The 16,160-nt window shown below is 43.2% G+C and carries 17 protein-coding genes; 5 read left to right on the forward strand and 12 right to left on the reverse strand.

What is annotated here, in order from left to right:
* Positions 1-29 precede the first annotated feature (29 nt).
* Together DXX94_RS10170 and DXX94_RS10175 are read right to left on the reverse strand one after the other, a co-directional pair.
* On the reverse strand, positions 30-1,208 hold the full coding sequence (locus DXX94_RS10170) for a tyrosine-type recombinase/integrase (protein WP_116015597.1): 1,179 nt from the start codon (positions 1,206-1,208) through the stop codon (positions 30-32).
* 207 nt (positions 1,209-1,415) lie between these two features.
* Positions 1,416-2,282, reverse strand: coding sequence for a YicC/YloC family endoribonuclease (locus DXX94_RS10175; RefSeq protein WP_220348075.1), 867 nt, complete (start codon positions 2,280-2,282; stop codon positions 1,416-1,418).
* A gap of 286 nt (positions 2,283-2,568) precedes the next feature.
* Here DXX94_RS10175 and DXX94_RS10180 point away from each other — a divergent pair, with 286 nt between their 5' ends.
* Positions 2,569-4,686: a TonB-dependent siderophore receptor gene (locus DXX94_RS10180; protein WP_116015599.1), complete on the forward strand. Its 2,118-nt coding sequence runs from the start codon at positions 2,569-2,571 to the stop codon at positions 4,684-4,686.
* A 97-nt stretch (positions 4,687-4,783) separates the two neighbouring features.
* Here DXX94_RS10180 and DXX94_RS10185 read toward each other — a convergent pair whose 3' ends face one another.
* Genes DXX94_RS10185 through DXX94_RS10195 form a run of 3 tightly spaced genes read right to left on the reverse strand, consistent with a single transcriptional unit; the run spans position 4,784 to position 7,682 of the window.
* Positions 4,784-6,493, reverse strand: a complete 1,710-nt coding sequence (locus DXX94_RS10185; protein WP_116015601.1) for a GMC family oxidoreductase — start codon at positions 6,491-6,493, stop codon at positions 4,784-4,786.
* Entirely contained in the window at positions 6,490-7,143 is a 654-nt protein-coding gene (locus tag DXX94_RS10190; RefSeq protein WP_116015603.1) for a gluconate 2-dehydrogenase subunit 3 family protein, read from the reverse strand. Before DXX94_RS10190 ends, DXX94_RS10185 begins: the two co-directional genes overlap by 4 nt.
* Before the next feature lie 32 nt (positions 7,144-7,175).
* Positions 7,176-7,682, reverse strand: a complete 507-nt coding sequence (locus DXX94_RS10195) for a thioredoxin family protein (RefSeq protein WP_116015605.1) — start codon at positions 7,680-7,682, stop codon at positions 7,176-7,178.
* A 284-nt stretch (positions 7,683-7,966) separates the two neighbouring features.
* Between DXX94_RS10195 and rph the strand changes: the two genes are divergently transcribed.
* A complete protein-coding gene (rph, locus tag DXX94_RS10200; RefSeq protein WP_116015607.1) occupies positions 7,967-8,680 on the forward strand; it encodes a ribonuclease PH in 714 nt (237 codons plus the stop codon).
* 34 nt (positions 8,681-8,714) lie between these two features.
* Positions 8,715-9,356, forward strand: coding sequence for an orotate phosphoribosyltransferase (gene pyrE / locus DXX94_RS10205; protein ID WP_116015609.1), 642 nt, complete (start codon positions 8,715-8,717; stop codon positions 9,354-9,356).
* Positions 9,357-9,491: 135 nt separating this feature from the next.
* On the opposite strand, the gene DXX94_RS10210 is transcribed toward pyrE, so the two are convergent.
* From DXX94_RS10210 to DXX94_RS10230, 5 genes are all read right to left on the reverse strand, one after another.
* Entirely contained in the window at positions 9,492-10,166 is a 675-nt protein-coding gene (locus DXX94_RS10210) for an alpha/beta hydrolase (protein ID WP_116015611.1), read from the reverse strand.
* A 157-nt stretch (positions 10,167-10,323) separates the two neighbouring features.
* Entirely contained in the window at positions 10,324-11,394 is a 1,071-nt protein-coding gene (gene hemE / locus DXX94_RS10215) for a uroporphyrinogen decarboxylase (protein ID WP_116015613.1), read from the reverse strand.
* 448 nt (positions 11,395-11,842) lie between these two features.
* On the reverse strand, positions 11,843-12,280 hold the full coding sequence (gene dtd / locus DXX94_RS10220) for a D-aminoacyl-tRNA deacylase (protein ID WP_115998716.1): 438 nt from the start codon (positions 12,278-12,280) through the stop codon (positions 11,843-11,845).
* Complete coding sequence (gene pip, locus DXX94_RS10225; RefSeq protein ID WP_116015615.1) at positions 12,281-13,252, reverse strand: prolyl aminopeptidase; 972 nt, start codon at positions 13,250-13,252, stop codon at positions 12,281-12,283. It abuts the gene before it with no gap.
* A 57-nt stretch (positions 13,253-13,309) separates the two neighbouring features.
* Positions 13,310-14,317, reverse strand: coding sequence for a virulence factor BrkB family protein (locus DXX94_RS10230; RefSeq protein ID WP_116015617.1), 1,008 nt, complete (start codon positions 14,315-14,317; stop codon positions 13,310-13,312).
* 101 nt (positions 14,318-14,418) lie between these two features.
* Here DXX94_RS10230 and DXX94_RS10235 point away from each other — a divergent pair, with 101 nt between their 5' ends.
* Both DXX94_RS10235 and DXX94_RS10240 read left to right on the forward strand, forming a co-directional pair.
* Positions 14,419-14,652, forward strand: coding sequence for a hypothetical protein (locus DXX94_RS10235; protein WP_115998713.1), 234 nt, complete (start codon positions 14,419-14,421; stop codon positions 14,650-14,652).
* A gap of 2 nt (positions 14,653-14,654) precedes the next feature.
* A complete protein-coding gene (locus tag DXX94_RS10240) occupies positions 14,655-15,305 on the forward strand; it encodes a DUF2959 domain-containing protein (protein WP_116015619.1) in 651 nt (216 codons plus the stop codon).
* A 218-nt stretch (positions 15,306-15,523) separates the two neighbouring features.
* On the opposite strand, the gene DXX94_RS10245 is transcribed toward DXX94_RS10240, so the two are convergent.
* Positions 15,524-15,709, reverse strand: a complete 186-nt coding sequence (locus DXX94_RS10245; protein ID WP_115998711.1) for a hypothetical protein — start codon at positions 15,707-15,709, stop codon at positions 15,524-15,526.
* A gap of 135 nt (positions 15,710-15,844) precedes the next feature.
* Positions 15,845-16,021: a hypothetical protein gene (locus tag DXX94_RS19300; RefSeq protein ID WP_181901531.1), complete on the reverse strand. Its 177-nt coding sequence runs from the start codon at positions 16,019-16,021 to the stop codon at positions 15,845-15,847.
* Positions 16,022-16,160: the final 139 nt, after the last annotated feature.

The following is a 16,160-nucleotide window of genomic DNA, read 5'->3' on the forward strand; positions in this document are numbered from 1 at the left end:
GTACAGTGTGTAATTTAAGCAGAAAGTGGTTAAGTTATTATAGTTAATATCAAAGTTGCTACTATCCGCAGTGCCTCTCTTCTTTCATCCAAATAATCATACCTATCATAGATGCCTTCAACTCCTTTTAACTTATGATTAAGACAACGTTCAGCAACATGACCAGCAACACCAGCTTCAGCGAGTAAACTGCGGCACGTACGGCGAAGATCATGCACCGTAAAATGTTCAACAGGCATTTTTTCTTCCCGAAATAACTTTTGAATAGCTGCATTAATTGTATCTGGGCTAATATGTCCAAAACGTTTGCTGGCTCGTCTATTTGGGAAGACAAACTCAGAGCCATAGGCGCGAATTTGTAGCTCTTTAAGCCATTCAATTATTGTTGGCGCAAGTGGTACTGAAATCCCCCGGCCTGTTTTACTGCGCTCTTGAGGTATATGCCAAAGAGCAGTATCAAAGTCGAACTCATGCCACTTTGCGGCAACCAGTTCGCCTTTTCGTACTCCTAAGCAAAGCAGTAGCGCAACCGCTAAGTAATTTTCCCGCGTAAACTGATTATGGTTTTCGCGCAAGCATTTGAACACCAGTGATAGTTCATCTATCGATAATGCTCTGCTACGGCTTTTTTCAACGCCTCCGGCATCACTAATGGTAAATGCTTCAGCGGGGTTAGAAGTACGTAAATCGAGCTTTATAGCGTGCCTAAATAGCTGTTTACAGTACATCAAGCAATCATTCGCTATAGTTGGTCTATTACTTTCTGCTATTTTATTGATAATTGCTCGGATATCACTAGGCGTAACTTGGTCAATTCCTAGTTCACCAATTGTTGGAGCAATATCTTTGGTATAAACCCGCCTTGGTATATTTGGATGCTTAAGTCGTTTCTCACATTCTTTTAACCAATCTTCGGCAAGATCATCAACAGTATTAAACTGAGGAGCTTCATTGCGTTTTTTCTCAGCTATTGGGTCGATACCATTGCTAACATCAACTTTTATTCGCGCTGCTTCAAATTTTGCGTCAGCCAAAGATAGGTCTGGATATTTCCCAACGGTTACTTCTCGACGTTTTTTATTAATGGTGTAGCGAATAACCCAGTAACCAATGGAGTTGTTCGCAATACGTAGATATAAACCGTTACCTACTCCGTGTCTGCCGTGCTCACCTTTTTTAATCAGAGATTTGACTTGTTTATCATTCATTTTTCTATATTACTCAGTTAGTTAAGTTTAAGTGGTGACATAATTTAGAAAAATGGCTAAAAAAGTGGTGTTTTTAAGTTTATGTCACAATTCATGTCACCACCATTCTGAAACAAAGCTTGTAACTAGTAAACAACCTGAAAAAACAAAACCGCCTAAATGGCGGTTTTTATTGTAATTTTTAACTAAGTGAAACAGCCTGAAACATCATTCAATATTCTGGATCTGCTCACGCATTTGTTCAATCAACACTTTTAATTCAACCGCTGAATTCGTGATGTCAGCATTGATCGATTTAGAGCCTAGGGTATTCGCTTCGCGGTTAAACTCTTGCATCATAAAGTCTAAGCGTCGGCCTTGCGGGCCGCCTTTTTTCAAAATGCTACGGGTTTCTTTAACGTGGCTGAATAGCCGGTCGATTTCTTCATCCACATCCATTTTTTGCGCCAGCAGCACCAGTTCTTGTTCAACACGGCCAGATTCTGGTTCAATGCCCGCATCATTAAATTTCTCGACAATACGGTCCTTTTGCCATTGAATGATTTCCGGCATGTGCGCTTTAACTTTTTCCGCTTGCTCGGTAATGCCTTCTAAGCGCTGTTCAATAAGCGCTTTCATGTTTACACCCTCGCTAGCGCGAGCAGCGATAAAGTCTTTCAATGCTTGGTCAAAGCCGGCAAGGATATCAGCTTGAATCGCATCCATATCGGTTTCTTCAGCTTCCATCACACCTGGCCAGCGCATAATCTCGAATGGATTCACTTGGCTATTTAAGGTTTGCTCGTTTAACCAGTTTGCGTGCTCTAGTAGTTGTGCAGCTAGTTCCTTATTTAAGGCGAGCTTGCCTTTGGCGGCAGGGTTAGCGCTAAAACGCAGGCCACATTCTACCTTGCCGCGGTTTAGTGCTTTGCGAAAACGTTCACGTAGCACGGGCTCCATTGAACGAAATTGTTCTGGCAAACGGAAGTAAGTCTCTAAAAAACGTTGGTTAACTGAGCGGATTTCCCACACAGCGTTACCCCAGTCACCCTTCACTTCAACACGGGCGAAAGCGGTCATCGAATGAATTGTCATAATCTTTCCTATTAACAAATTTTATAAGAATGAAGCGTGGTGAATTATGCCTGAGCCCAATGACACTCACCAGCAAAATAACAAATCATAAATCTGGGCATAAAACTTAAGTATTCGCAGCCGCTTTTAGCTTTCGCTCATACTGCCCCAAAAAATAAACGTCAGTAACTCTATTTATCAAAAGCTTATACAAGCCAAATAAATTCAAATAGAAATTAGACATTGCAATTGATAATCATTATCATGCGCATCTTAAAATTATATCCCTAATAAAAGTACTCTCAATATGAAACACCATAAACTTAGTTTAGCCATTGCAAGTGCGATATTAACATCTGCAATGCCTATCGCTCAGGCGGCAACGCAAGATGTTGAAGTGATCGAGGTCACTGGTCGCGCACAACAATTTTACTTAGATACCAATACCAGTGTTGGTACCAAAGCACCGGCAGACATTATTGATTTGCCAATGTCTGTTGATGTGATTACCAATCAGTTAATTGTTGACCAAGCTGCACGTAACATTACAGATTTATACCGCTCCATTGCAGGTGTTAGTGAATTTAGTTATTCCGGCGTAACTTTCCGTGGCTTTAGGGATGATGCCAACGTGTTTTACGACGGGGTGCGCGGCGACCCTTACTCAGGCTTTAGTGTGCCCCAGGTATTTAACGTTGAACGTATTGAGGTATTGAAAGGCCCTGCAACTGCACTTTATGGCGGTGGTGAGCCAGGTGGTATGATCAACTATGTCACTAAAAAGCCAACCTTCACTGAAAAACGCGAGTTAAATTTCACTGTCGGTAATCGTTCATTAGCAGGTGCATCTGTCGATATGACGGGCGGTATCACCGACAATCTAGCGTTTCGCTTTGGCGCATTTTACGAAGAGGAAGACAGTTTCCGCGATAATGCTGACAGCGAAAATACCGAAATTGCTGGTGGTTTACTCTATGAATTTGACGCCGACACTAGCCTAACCACCACCTTCGATTATGTTGAACAAAACCTTGGCGGTAACCGCTTACGCGGCGTACCTGCCGACGACAATGGCAACTTTATTGTCGATCGTGAATATAACGCCAATGAAAAATTCGACTACCAAGATTTAGAAGCGCTAACACTGCAAGCAACATTGAAGCACAGCTTTACTGACAATTTAGATGTCAATGCAACTGTTCGCTACATGGATAACGAGCGTGAACAGGCTTACCACGAATCACGCAGCTGGGTTGATGTGAATGGTGATGGCGAAGCCAATATTGACGATCAAACCATTCGACGCGAGTACCGCGATCAGTATCGCGCGAATGAAGAGCTAAGCCTAACCGTTGATTTTGTTTATGAACACGAATTGGCAGGCATGGCCAACCAGTTATTGTTCGGCGGTGATTACCACGACGTTGACACCGAATATGACTACTTGCGCGCTCGTTACGAAGCTGATGGTGTCGGTAACCTAAATATTTTTAATCCAAACTATGGCGAAACTGACCCATCAACATACAACCTTCGCGATTTAAACCGCGATGGTATTAAGCGTGAACGTAATAGTTTCTACGTTCAAGACAGGTTATCGTTGACCGAACAATGGTCAATTATGGTTGGCGCTCGATTCGATCAATTTGACGAGACCAATAAGGAAAGCGGTAACAGCTACGACGACAATGATGTTACGTACCGCGCCGGTGTTACTTACAAACCAATGGATGACTTATCGCTATACGCCAGTTATTCAGAAAGCTTTAACCCTGTAAGCCCTGACGACTTTGAAGAAGGTGCTGGCGAATTAGAGCCAACCACAGGTGATCAAATTGAACTCGGTGCGAAAAAATACTGGCTAGACGGCCGTATTTTCACCACCATCGCGTTTTATCAAATTGACAAAGAAAACTTAGTCATTGGCAACCCTGATTTCATCGACAGTGATGAAACCCCAAATATTCCACAAGTGATCAATTTTGGTTTAGTGGAAAGTGATGGTGTTGAACTGACGTTAGTCGGCGACTTAACCGACAACCTAAGTATTACAGCAAACTACGCCTATAACGACACGCGAGTAACGCGCGGTGATACCCGCAATATTTCAGGCTCAGGCAAATTTGTTAATGCGCCAATGCATCAAGCTGGTTTATGGACACGCTACGAGCTTGCGAATATTGACTCTTCAATCGCCTTTGGTATTGATTATGTTGATGAGCAAATTAGCTTTGATAACCAGAAAGTGAAGTCATTTACCGTATTTGACGCAAGCTGGACAACTCGTTGGGATGATATCTTGCTAAGCATTAATGTGAATAACATTTTTGACAAAGAATATGCTGTCAGTGGCTTTAGTGAGCGCAATGGCCACTTCCCTGGTGAATCAAGAAAAGTAGTTGGTCAGCTAACCTACAACTTCTAGTTGCGCAACAGCGTTAAGCGCTATTTAGTTAATAAAACACAAAAGGCTCAAGCATTTATAAAAATGGTTGAGCCTTATTTCATCATACGCTTAATAGCTAAGCTTTACTAACTTGCCATTGCTGTTTAATTTGTTCAGCAACACGGAATGCATTGGCGTAAATCGTGTAAGTGTATGGCACGCTGCCACCGGTTGGCATAAAGGAGCCATCGGTAACATATAAGTTATCCACTTCATGGGCACGACAGTTTTTATCAAGCACTGAGGTTTTGGGATCATTACCAAAGCGACAACCGCCCGCCATCAAGTTCGTTGGTGGGTAGCTGCTAACCGATGAATAGACATTGGTGGCACCTAGCTCTTTCAATACCGTTTCCGCTTTTTTCGCGATATATTCACCTACTTGCAAATCTTGCTGGTGATAACCAATTCGTACTTTCGCGACTGGGTCGCCCCATTTGTCGGTGACTTCATCATCCAGTGAGACAAAGCAGTCATCGTTTGGCATCCAATCGTTAAACACTTCAAAGCGCAAGGTGCGATAGGTGGTGAATTCCTGCTTAAGGTTGGCTTTTAACTGCTCACCCCACACCAGTTGATCGTCTTCATCGTATTGCGACCCCATGGCACGCGCGATTGGGTTTTGGTGGAAAAGAAAATCTATGGTGCCACCTTTTGCTTTACCGCCATTATTAGCGCCAGCAAAAGCGTCATCGTCAATCTCGTACCAGTCTTGCAGTGCGCGATTTACAAAAGGCCCCACTGTCGTTAGTTGCGCTATTTGCTCGTCGGTGAGTTGGTCAAAATCAAAGTCACCTCGGCCAGTTCCCCCCGCACTAAAAACTAAGTTTTTACCCACTTGGCCATTGTTGTTGGCAAGACCGTTCGGGAACTTAGCGCCTTTTGACGCTAACAATAAGCGTGATGTTTCCACTGCTTGGCAAGCGACCACATAAATACCCGCCTGTACTTTCTGTTTATTGCCTTTGGCATCGTAATACTCAACGCCAGTGATCTTGCCCTGCTCATCGCTAGCAATATTAAACACTTTTGAGTTAGGTTTGATAGTAAGATTACCTGTCGCCACAGCATGGTTAAGCAATGCCGCTCGGCCACTACCTTTCGCGCCCGATGAACAGCCATAGCTACTACAGTAACCAGAATATTCACAGCTGCGACGTCCCATCGCAGGTTGCGATAGTACCGCCCGTGGCACAGGGATCGGATGATAACCTAAGTCGCTAGCCGCTTTGTCAATCCAGCCAGAAACCGGATGTTCAGCAATTGGCGGATAAGGAAAATCTTTCGAGCGTGGCTCTTGGTGTGGGTGCTTAACGACCTTACCGGAAACACCGACTTGTTCGTCGACCATGGTATAAAACGGCTCAAGCTCTTCGTAGCTAATCGGCCAGTCGGCAACGTTGGAACCTTTTACGGCACCATAGGTAGACTTCAATTTAAAATCGACCGGTTTTAAGCGATGAAAGTAACCACTCATAAAATTCGAAGAGCCACCAACAACATTACCGTTCCAAAAGCTCCAACCGGAATTTTCAGTCGACTCACCTTGCCAGTAGGTAGAGCCGTCATTGCGCTCGTACTCTTCTTCAATCACATGGCGCTCGTCAGCCAACGACGGGTTATACGCATCGCGCAAGCTGATCGCTAATTCGTCTTTGTAGAATTCTTTTTCCGTCAGCCAAGCACCCTTTTCCAGCACTAACACTTTCGCGCCAGCTTTGGCTAGCGTGTAAGCCACTGGCGATGCGCCGGCACCACTACCAACAATACAAATATCGTACATCATGCTTTGCGTTTTTCCTCTGTTGATAGGTTTTTCACGGAAATGCGGTAGCGCCCTGGAATTTCATAAAAGCGCTTACCTTTTTCAGGTAGCGGGAAGCCCGCTTGGTGATTAAGCCATTGCCAGCCAATACCATTAGGGTTACCACCGTATGCTGGTGGTGATAACATCGCCTCATAAAGGTAGTTAATCAGCGTATTGATCCAGTTGTGGCCAGCTTGCGAGCCACTGATTTTACGCAAGATTGTTTCTTTTTCAGACATTTCCAATTCAACAAACGGCTTTTTCAGCTGACTTTGGCTAAAGCCGTTAAGCCAGCCAACACCTTTTTCAATAAAGGCTTTTTCTTCACTGTCTATCGGCTGCTCGTCAACCACATTGTATAAATAAGCTAACGCTTGAATTTCTTTAGCACCGGGACCAGACGCTGAGCTTGGTAATAAATGATTTAATACCGCATCAAGCGTGCGCCACGGATCTTGCTTGGTAAGTGTATCCAACGCTGAAGTTTGCGCCGCTAACACGGGCAGTGGCAGCGCAGCAATCGCGGTGGCACCAGCTGCCGACTTTAACATCTGGCGACGCGACATATGCTTGGATAATTTGCGTTCTAGCCAGCGTGGTGTTTTGTATAAGGGATCAAAAAATGACATAGATTTAAGCTTCTTATTTTACTCGCAGCAGACTAGGCTTTTGGCTTGGTTTGTTCGGCATTGGGTTTCCATTCATTGATAAAGGATAACCAGTTTTCACGCGAATATTTACCATCTTCTTGCAGCTCGGCCGTATCTTTTGATAGCACCATTTTACCTGCCGCAGTCGACACATACATATGAGGATAACCCAGTACTGGCGGTAACCCTTTCATAAAGGCTTCGTTTTCATTGCTGTCACTAACATTCACTTTCAAAATCACAAACTCTTGATGTAGTTTGTTGTAAATGTCAGGGTTCTTCTCTAAAAAGGCATCCATTTTGTGACACCAAGTACACCAGTTACCACCAATCTCAATTAATACATTACGGTTCGATGCTTTAGCAAGTTTGATAGCCGCCACCGCATCTTTAAACGGATCGCGCTTATCGTCATAAACCTTGCTATAAAGCGGTAATTCACTTTTCTCTTGTGCTGCGACTGCGCCACTAAAACCTAAAATTGAAACCATTAACAAGGTGGCAATTACGTACTTCATTTATCTCTCTCACAACCAATATTCTGGTTAATAGACCAAAGCCTAAACCATGATCTTTCACACTACCTTAATAATAGTCGCTCATTACTGCGCAGAGAAGCCGTTTTAAGCAGAAAATCTCGCCTTTATCTGACTAAAAATAGGTAACTACTAGCGCTAACTATTCGTAGCAGTGTATCAACTTCTGGGCACGATATGATTTGTAAAACATAATGAAATAGCCGTGTAAAATCGCGGCGATACGCTTATAATTGCCAGCAATTTTATTTGACAGGAACCTAACTATGCGACCAAGTGGCAGAACGCTGGGCCAGATTCGTCCAGTAACCATTACCCGCCAATTCACCGCCCATGCCGAAGGCTCAATTTTAATTGAATTTGGCGAGACTAAAGTGATTTGTACCGCAACCGTAGAAGAAGGTGTACCGCGCTTCTTAAAAGGCCAAGGTAAAGGTTGGGTAACTGCTGAATACGGTATGCTGCCGCGTTCAACACACACCCGTATGCGCCGTGAAGCTGCTGGTGGTAAGCAAGGTGGCCGCACCATGGAAATTCAACGTTTAATTGCGCGAGCATTGCGTGCAGCTGTTGATTTAAAAGCACTTGGCGAAAATACCATCACCATCGATTGTGATGTTATTCAAGCTGATGGTGGCACCCGTACTGCTTCTATCACAGGTGCCTGTGTTGCTTTAGTAGACGCACTTAACTATATGCGCGCCAAAGAAATCATCAAAACCAACCCGCTTAAGCACATGATCGCGGCGGTTTCTGTGGGTATTTACAAAGGCCAACCAATTGCTGATTTAGAGTACTTAGAAGATTCTGAAGCAGAAACCGATATGAACGTGGTAATGACGGAAACCGGTAAGCTAATTGAAGTACAAGGTACAGCCGAAGAAGAGCCATTTAGCTTTGACGAAATGAATGAAATGATGCAGTTAGCAAAACACGGCATTAACGAGTTATTCGATATTCAAAAAGCGGCGCTAAGCTAAACAGTAAGCACTGGTAATAGTAGGTAGAAAAACCATGAAAGATTATCAACGTGAATTTATTGAATTTGCACTAAGCAAGCAAGTGCTTCGTTTTGGCGAGTTTACTTTAAAGTCTGGCCGTACGAGCCCTTATTTCTTTAACGCAGGCTTATTTAATACCGGTGGCGATTTGGCCCGTTTAGGTCGTTTTTATGCTGCTGCATTAGCGGATAGCGGTATTGCATTCGATTTGTTATTTGGCCCTGCCTACAAAGGTATTCCAATTGCGACAACAACAGCGGTTGCACTGGCAGATCATCACAATCAAGACGTACCATACTGCTTTAACCGTAAAGAGGCGAAAACTCATGGTGAAGGTGGCAATTTAGTTGGCTCAGCATTGGAAGGTAAAGTGATGCTGGTTGATGACGTGATCACTGCTGGCACAGCCATTCGCGAATCAATGGAAATTATCCAAGCCAATGGCGCTGAGTTATCTGGGGTACTTATTGCCCTTGATCGTCAAGAAAAAGGTAAAGGCGAGCTATCGGCCATTCAAGAAGTTGAGCGCGATTTTGGCACTAAAGTGATTTCAATTGTGACCTTAGGTGACTTAATTAGTTACTTGGAAGAGCAAGATGATATGAGCGATGCATTAGCGGCAATTAAACAATATCGTGAAGACTACGGTATTTAATTCTATCGGCTAATTGTCGACCGATACTTGTCGTTCAGTCGACAATTTGAGAAGTACTTGGCCAACCAGCCAAGTACTTTTTTCTTTTTTGGGCAGAGCTAATTCCGATAGAGATAAATGATTTAACTCTTCCAACTACTTAAGCAATCGCGCTGTTAACCATTGAGCAATATCATTAATTTGCTGTGGTACAAGATTGTGTCCCATCTGATAACTTTGCCATTGCGTATGATAGTTAGCTTCAACTAATAATTGATGCGCTATTTGTCCCGCACTGTATGGCACAACTTCATCCTGTTCACCGTGCTGTTGTAAAATATCTGTCGCTTTATTAGCCTCATGGCACTGCTCTGGCAGACTATCACTGGTAGGTAAATAACATGATAAGGCTAAAATACCAGCCAGCTTTTCGGGGTAACGTAAACCTGTGAATAAGCTCAACACGCCGCCTTGGCTAAATCCGGCCAACACAATGCGATTTGCTGGGATGCCAGCATCAGTTTGCTCCTGAACTAACTGCTTAACAAGCGCTTCTGACTTAAGAACACCATCCATATCTGCACGATTGTGTAAATCCATACTTTTAATGTCGTACCATGAACGCATGACAAAGCCTTGGTTTATCGTCACAGGCTGCATCGGTGCATGCGGAAAAACAAAGCGTATACCGTGGTTAGCAGGTAAGTTAAATGCCGGAACAATAGGGGCAAAACCGTCACCTGAGTCGCCTAAACCATGCAACCAAATAACACAGGCCGTTACTGGTGCGTTGGGCTCGACGACAATCCGCTCTAACGCAGAATCAGACATAATAATTACCTTGAAATATATTTAGAGAAAACCCGTCGATATTAACAAGCTAATTTTTGAATGAACAGGTTCGCTATTTACTTAGAAAAAATTAAGCCGACAAAAAAGGCGCTACCGTGAGGTTAGCGCCTTTGTTAGTTGAGCTTTTGTGCCCTATCTATTTAGCGTGATACGGCTTACTTAAGCGATGTACCGCTTCAATAAAGTGACCTGCATGCTCAGGGTTTACGTCTGGGTGAATACCATGGCCTAGGTTGAAAACGTGGCCCGTTCCAGTGTCACCAAAACCTTTTAAGATAGTCGCGACTTCTTGCTCAATACGTTCTTTCGGTGCGTAAAGCATTGATGGATCCATATTACCTTGCAACGCTACTTTATCACCTACACGTGCTTTCGCGTCTTCAATATTAATAGTCCAGTCAAGGCCAAGTGCATCGCAACCGGTTGCCGCAATACTTTCTAACCACATACCACCATTCTTAGTGAATAGCGTCACTGGTACTTTGCGACCTTCGTTATGACGGGTTAAGCCATCAACGATTTTGTGCATGTATTGCAGTGAGAAGTCTTTATAGTCACGAGGTGATAACACGCCGCCCCAAGTATCAAATACCATCACAGATTGTGCGCCCGCAGCAATTTGTGCATTCAAGTAGCTGATCACTGAATCTGCTAACTTGTCTAATAACAAGTGTAACGTTTGTGGCTCAGCATACATCATTTTCTTAATTTTGGTGAACGCCTTTGAGCTGCCACCTTCGACCATGTAGGTTGCTAGCGTCCAAGGGCTGCCAGAGAAGCCAATTAGTGGCACTTGGCCATCTAGTGCTTTACGAATTGAACGCACTGCATTCATCACGTATTGCAGTTCACCTTCTGGATCTGGTTGGCCGATTTTTTCGACATCAGCTTTACAGGTAATTGGACGTTCAAATTTAGGACCTTCACCCGTTTCAAAGTAAAGCCCTAGGCCCATGGCATCAGGAATCGTTAAAATATCGCTAAATAAAATGGCAGCATCTAGCGGGAAACGACGAAGTGGCTGAATAGTAACTTCAGTTGCCAATTCCGTGTTACGACAAAGTGACATGAAGTCACCAGCGTCTTTGCGAGTTTCTTTGTACTCTGGCAAATAACGACCCGCTTGGCGCATCATCCAAACTGGGGTGTAATCTACAGGCTCGCGTAACAAGGCACGCAGGTAAGTATCGTTCTTTAATTCAGTCATGCTTCAGTCGTTCTAATCAAAATCTGCGCGCATTCTACCACTGCCTAGAATTGAGATCTATTAAGCCTCAGCATTCATCAGCGAAGCATTGATTTATATTAAGAATCTTAGTGACAACTTGGTTGATGGCATATTCTCTCTTGAGTAATATTGTTAACATTTTAGTTACATATGTCATCAACATGTCAACCAGTTCTAAGAAGATAGCAACATAAATTACCGTAATTTTCGTAGTAAAAATAATCAATTATTGTGTAAAAACAGTGTTGCAATCGAAAAATGACTTTGTTATAAAATGTAACGCGCTAGTTAAGAAAATAACTAATAAGAAGCTTGTTTTAACAAGACCACACAGCGAGCATTTCAGGCCTTACTTCGGTAAGGCTTTTTTATTGCTGAAATATAGTGTGGGGGGCAGTAAGGTTTTAGTTGAGGTTTTAGTTGAGATTTAAACGGTGAGTTGAAACGTCACCGGCCCATCGTTTAACAATGACACTTTCATATCAGCCCCAAATATTCCTGTTGGTGCCTTAAATCCTTTTGCTCTTAGCTCACGTGTGAAAAACTGGTACAAACCTTTGCTCATTTCAGGGGAAGCTGCACTGGTAAAGCTGGGACGCATACCGCGCGTGGTATCTGCCGCTAAGGTAAACTGCGAAACCACCAAGATATCTCCGCCAGCTTGCTCAACATTAAGGTTCATTTTGCCTTGCTCATCTTCAAATACCCGATAACCAGCAACACGTTCTGCAAGTCGCTTAGCTTTCTTTTCATCATCATTAGGTTCAATGGCCAGCAGTACCAATAAGCCTTTACCAATTTCTCCGGTAGTTTCATCTTCAACCACAACATTGGCATGGCTGACGCGCTGAATTAATGCAATCATCTATCGTTGTTTTTGTTCGTCTAGGAATGCCGCCATTGTATCGGTTGCTTTGCAAAAAGCATCTATTGTTTGCGACTCAAAGCCACTATGCCCAGCACAAGGGAGAATTTGTAGCTGCGCATTTTGCCATTGCTCAGCGAGCTGGTAGGCGACGTCAAGCTGACACACCATGTCGTATCGGCCATGCAATAAAATTGCAGGAAGGTGCTTAATTCGATCAATGCTGTCGAGTAAATATTGACCCGGTGTTTGGCTAAATTGAGCAAAAAAATGTGCTGAAATAATGGCCATACACAGCGCTTGGTGCTGATCAGAAATATGGCTTTTGTCGATCGGGTGATGTTCAATCGACGACAACCTAAGCTCCCAAAAATACCAAGCTTTGCTGGCAGCTGCTACCGCCAATTCGTTATCAGAAGCTAGCAGCTGTTGATAACCTGCGAGTGGATTTGCTCTATATTCTTCAGGCAGCAAATCAACAAACTCTTGGTAATATTCCGGAAAGAACTTTGCTGCACCGTTTGCTTGATATAACCAATCTAGCTCTGGCTGTGTCCCCAAGAATATTCCACGTAAAATAAATGCCAGTATTTTTGAAGGATGTGCGATGCCATAAGCAATCGCTAAAGTTGTTCCCCATGAGCCACCGCACAGCAGCATTTTATCAATACTTAAGTGTTGTCGAATATGTTCAATATCGTTGACGAGATGTGCTAAGGAATTCTGTTCGATTGACGGCGACGGTTTGGAGCGCCCACAGCCACGTTGATCAAACAAAATAATGCGATACTTTTCAGGATCGAAGTAACGGCGATAGTTTTCACTACAGCCAGCCCCTGGCCCACCGTGAAGATAGACAACGGGCGTACCATTAATATTACCCGATTGCTCGACATAGAGCTGATGGTGGTCATCAACCGCTAACCACTCTTGGCTAAACGGCGATATTTTAGGAAACAGAATACGTGACATCGCGAACTAAACTCCGATATTCACCAATTACGGTGATACTAGCTAATTGTAGTGGCTTTATACGACTTTGCGATCTTGCGCCTGACTATCAGGCTTTTTTATCACGCTGCTGACAGGTTTTGTGGTCTCTTCACTGCACTCATCACAATGCTCACTACTTTGCTCAGCTCTATCACTTTTTGTCGGGGTGTTGTTAGTAATAGATTCAGCGCTAAGCGCCGCTGCCGAACGCGGAAATGTTTCAATCGTCGCCGTAAATAGTGCGCCAAATAGCACCACTAGCCATGATAAATACACCCACAAAAATAGAATAGGAATACCGGCTAGCGCGCCATAAATGGCTTGATAAGAAGGTACTTGCGTAACGTATAAAGCGAAGCCTTTTTTGGCCACTTCAAATAACACAGCCGCGATAACTGCGCCGCTTAACGCATGTTTAGCAGCAACGGTTTTATTCGGGACGACCAAGTAAAGGATTAAGAATGCCAGCATAGAAATTAGCATGGGCAGCGCTTTTATCAGAATACTGCTAATGCCAAGAAAGTCATAGTCACCAAATGACGCTAGCGAGACAATATAAGAAGTCGCCGCAATACTGCCGCCAGTAAGCACTGGCCCAAGCGTTAACACCATCCAATACATCGAAAACGAGGTAATCACTCGACGCTTTGCTTTAACTCGCCAAATTTTGTTTAGGCTCTTATCGATGGCAGAAATCAGTAATAGCGCAAATAGAAACAAGAAAATAATTGCAATCGCAGACATCTTCGACGCGTTTTCAACAAAGCCTGACAGGTAAACCTGCACCGTATCACCAGCAGCAGGTAGAAAATTGCTATAAACAAAGTTTTCTATTGTGGAGCGAATATCAGCAAAAATCGGAAACGCTGTCATGACAGACAGCATCACTAAGACCATAGGTACTAATGACATCAAAGTAACGTATGACAAGTAACCTGCAACCACGTGAATTTGATCATCCGTAAAGCGTTTGGTGAGATGTTGAACAAAGGCCAGTACTTGGCGAGGCGCAGGTAAATGTGTCTGAAGCTTGTTGATGAACATATAAATTTACCGATTTATAGTTTAAACACTAGCGGCTTTATACTATGCTTAAACTGCAATGATATTTAAAGAAAATATAACATAATTAATAGGATATAACTATGTCAGGACAGGGTTCAGGTGGTAACGTTATCGCCGCGATTTGTAGCTTTTTTATTGCCGGCTTAGGCCAGTTAGTGCAAGGCCGAATTCTTGCTGCCATCGTGTTTTTTCTGCTTACTTGGGTGAATTACACACTCGCTGCAACAGGCATTTTATTCTTTATGGCACTACCCGGTTTTATTTTCCACGTTTGGGCCATTATTGATGCAGCCCGCTATAAGGGCAGCAGCTAATCATGCGTATAACAAACCTGTTAAAAATTGCGGCCTTGGTGCTGTTGTTACAAGGCTGCCAATCAGCCTACTACTCCGCAATGGAAAGCTTTGGCAAGCACAAGCGAGATCTGCTGGCTGACGAAGTAGAAAACGCACAAGAGGCTCAGCAAGAGGCACAACAGCAGTTTGCCAGTGCACTAGAGCAGCTGTCGACGCTTATCGCATTCGATGGCGGTGACCTACAAGATCAATTTGAAGCCACTGAAGCACAATACGAAGCGAGTGTTGATGCTGCTGATGCAGTTTCAGAGCGCATTGATAATATTGAAAACGTTGCTTATGCACTTTTTAATGAATGGGCTGATGAAATAGAGCAGTACTCCAGTGCGAAACTAAAAAGGCAAAGTGAATCTCAGTTAAGAGATACTCAACGTCGTTACCAGCGTTTACTCAGAGCGATGCAGCGTGCTGAAGGTAAAATGGCACCCGTATTAGCAGCTTTGAAAGACAACACTTTGTACCTCAAGCATAATTTAAATGCCAAGGCGATTGGTGCACTTGAAGGTGAATATCAAGATATTAAAACAGACATTAATGCCTTGATTAGTGAAATGAACAAAGCCATTAAAGAGTCTCAGCAATTTCTTTCATCGCTATCGACTGAAAACTAGACATTAGTTGACTCGATCTTAATAAGCGTTTAACTGAGCAGATCATCTACGCTACAAATAACGCGACAGATAATTCACGCCGCAGATATTCATTTACTTAACAATAAGTAAGTAAATGAGTCAGAAAAAAATAAGCCGCAATAACACTAATGTTGTGCGGCTTTCTTACATCGCTAAATGTAAACTCTTAATCCGGTCACACCAAATAGGCATAACAGCTAATCAATATCTAACTGACTATTGATCTCGCGATTGTTGGTTCTGCTACTGGTAAAGGTAGACTCTTGAGGGCTATTAAGTGCTGAGAGAATATCAATCAACTCCCTGATATCTTTATGCTTGGCTGTACCTTTGCCAAACACTTGGCTGAGTTCGCCTAGTTTCTTGATATGCTCTGGTGTCATCACTTAACCCCTTCTCTTCCTATCACGTCTCACATCGATATATTAGCTGGTTTAAGCAACCTAAATAGCAACAAACAAGCTATGTCTTCAATGAGTCATTGCCCTCGTCCCAACAGTACAGATTCAATCCAGCCCTTACGCAAGCTGAAGTCGACGTTGGGTATTAGACTTTATCGGCCTGACTTCTGCTCGGCCTTCTTCGATAAATTCGTCATACAGTATTTGTAATTCGAATTGTTCATTTAGATTCGCTTGTTCAGAGACCATTTTTTCAAATAACAGGCTAAGCCTAGATACTTTTTTTCCGTCCATGGATAGTTACTCGTGAATAGTTTCTTGTTGTTACGATGTTGTTAACTTGAGGTAAAGTGTAGCTGCGATTTGCTCGAAAGCTAGTGAAGTGGACGGTCTGTAATTTTACATAAATGTAACAAAATCAAACGATATAATT

Source organism: Thalassotalea euphylliae (genome assembly GCF_003390375.1).
GTDB lineage: Bacteria > Pseudomonadota > Gammaproteobacteria > Enterobacterales > Alteromonadaceae > Thalassotalea_F > Thalassotalea_F euphylliae_A.

Coding starts and splice junctions, on each gene's coding strand:
- DXX94_RS19300 (WP_181901531.1), bottom strand. CDS start 16,021: ATGGACGGAAAAAAAGTATCTAGGCTTAGCCTGTTATTTGAAAAAATG.
- DXX94_RS10240 (WP_116015619.1), top strand. CDS start 14,655: ATGCGTATAACAAACCTGTTAAAAATTGCGGCCTTGGTGCTGTTGTTA.
- DXX94_RS10180 (WP_116015599.1), top strand. CDS start 2,569: ATGAAACACCATAAACTTAGTTTAGCCATTGCAAGTGCGATATTAACA.
- rph (WP_116015607.1), top strand. CDS start 7,967: ATGCGACCAAGTGGCAGAACGCTGGGCCAGATTCGTCCAGTAACCATT.
- DXX94_RS10210 (WP_116015611.1), bottom strand. CDS start 10,166: ATGTCTGATTCTGCGTTAGAGCGGATTGTCGTCGAGCCCAACGCACCA.
- DXX94_RS10170 (WP_116015597.1), bottom strand. CDS start 1,208: ATGAATGATAAACAAGTCAAATCTCTGATTAAAAAAGGTGAGCACGGC.
- DXX94_RS10235 (WP_115998713.1), top strand. CDS start 14,419: ATGTCAGGACAGGGTTCAGGTGGTAACGTTATCGCCGCGATTTGTAGC.
- DXX94_RS10175 (WP_220348075.1), bottom strand. CDS start 2,282: ATGACAATTCATTCGATGACCGCTTTCGCCCGTGTTGAAGTGAAGGGT.
- pip (WP_116015615.1), bottom strand. CDS start 13,252: ATGTCACGTATTCTGTTTCCTAAAATATCGCCGTTTAGCCAAGAGTGG.
- DXX94_RS10245 (WP_115998711.1), bottom strand. CDS start 15,709: ATGACACCAGAGCATATCAAGAAACTAGGCGAACTCAGCCAAGTGTTT.
- hemE (WP_116015613.1), bottom strand. CDS start 11,394: ATGACTGAATTAAAGAACGATACTTACCTGCGTGCCTTGTTACGCGAG.
- DXX94_RS10195 (WP_116015605.1), bottom strand. CDS start 7,682: ATGAAGTACGTAATTGCCACCTTGTTAATGGTTTCAATTTTAGGTTTT.
- dtd (WP_115998716.1), bottom strand. CDS start 12,280: ATGATTGCATTAATTCAGCGCGTCAGCCATGCCAATGTTGTGGTTGAA.
- DXX94_RS10185 (WP_116015601.1), bottom strand. CDS start 6,493: ATGATGTACGATATTTGTATTGTTGGTAGTGGTGCCGGCGCATCGCCA.
- pyrE (WP_116015609.1), top strand. CDS start 8,715: ATGAAAGATTATCAACGTGAATTTATTGAATTTGCACTAAGCAAGCAA.
- DXX94_RS10190 (WP_116015603.1), bottom strand. CDS start 7,143: ATGTCATTTTTTGATCCCTTATACAAAACACCACGCTGGCTAGAACGC.
- DXX94_RS10230 (WP_116015617.1), bottom strand. CDS start 14,317: ATGTTCATCAACAAGCTTCAGACACATTTACCTGCGCCTCGCCAAGTA.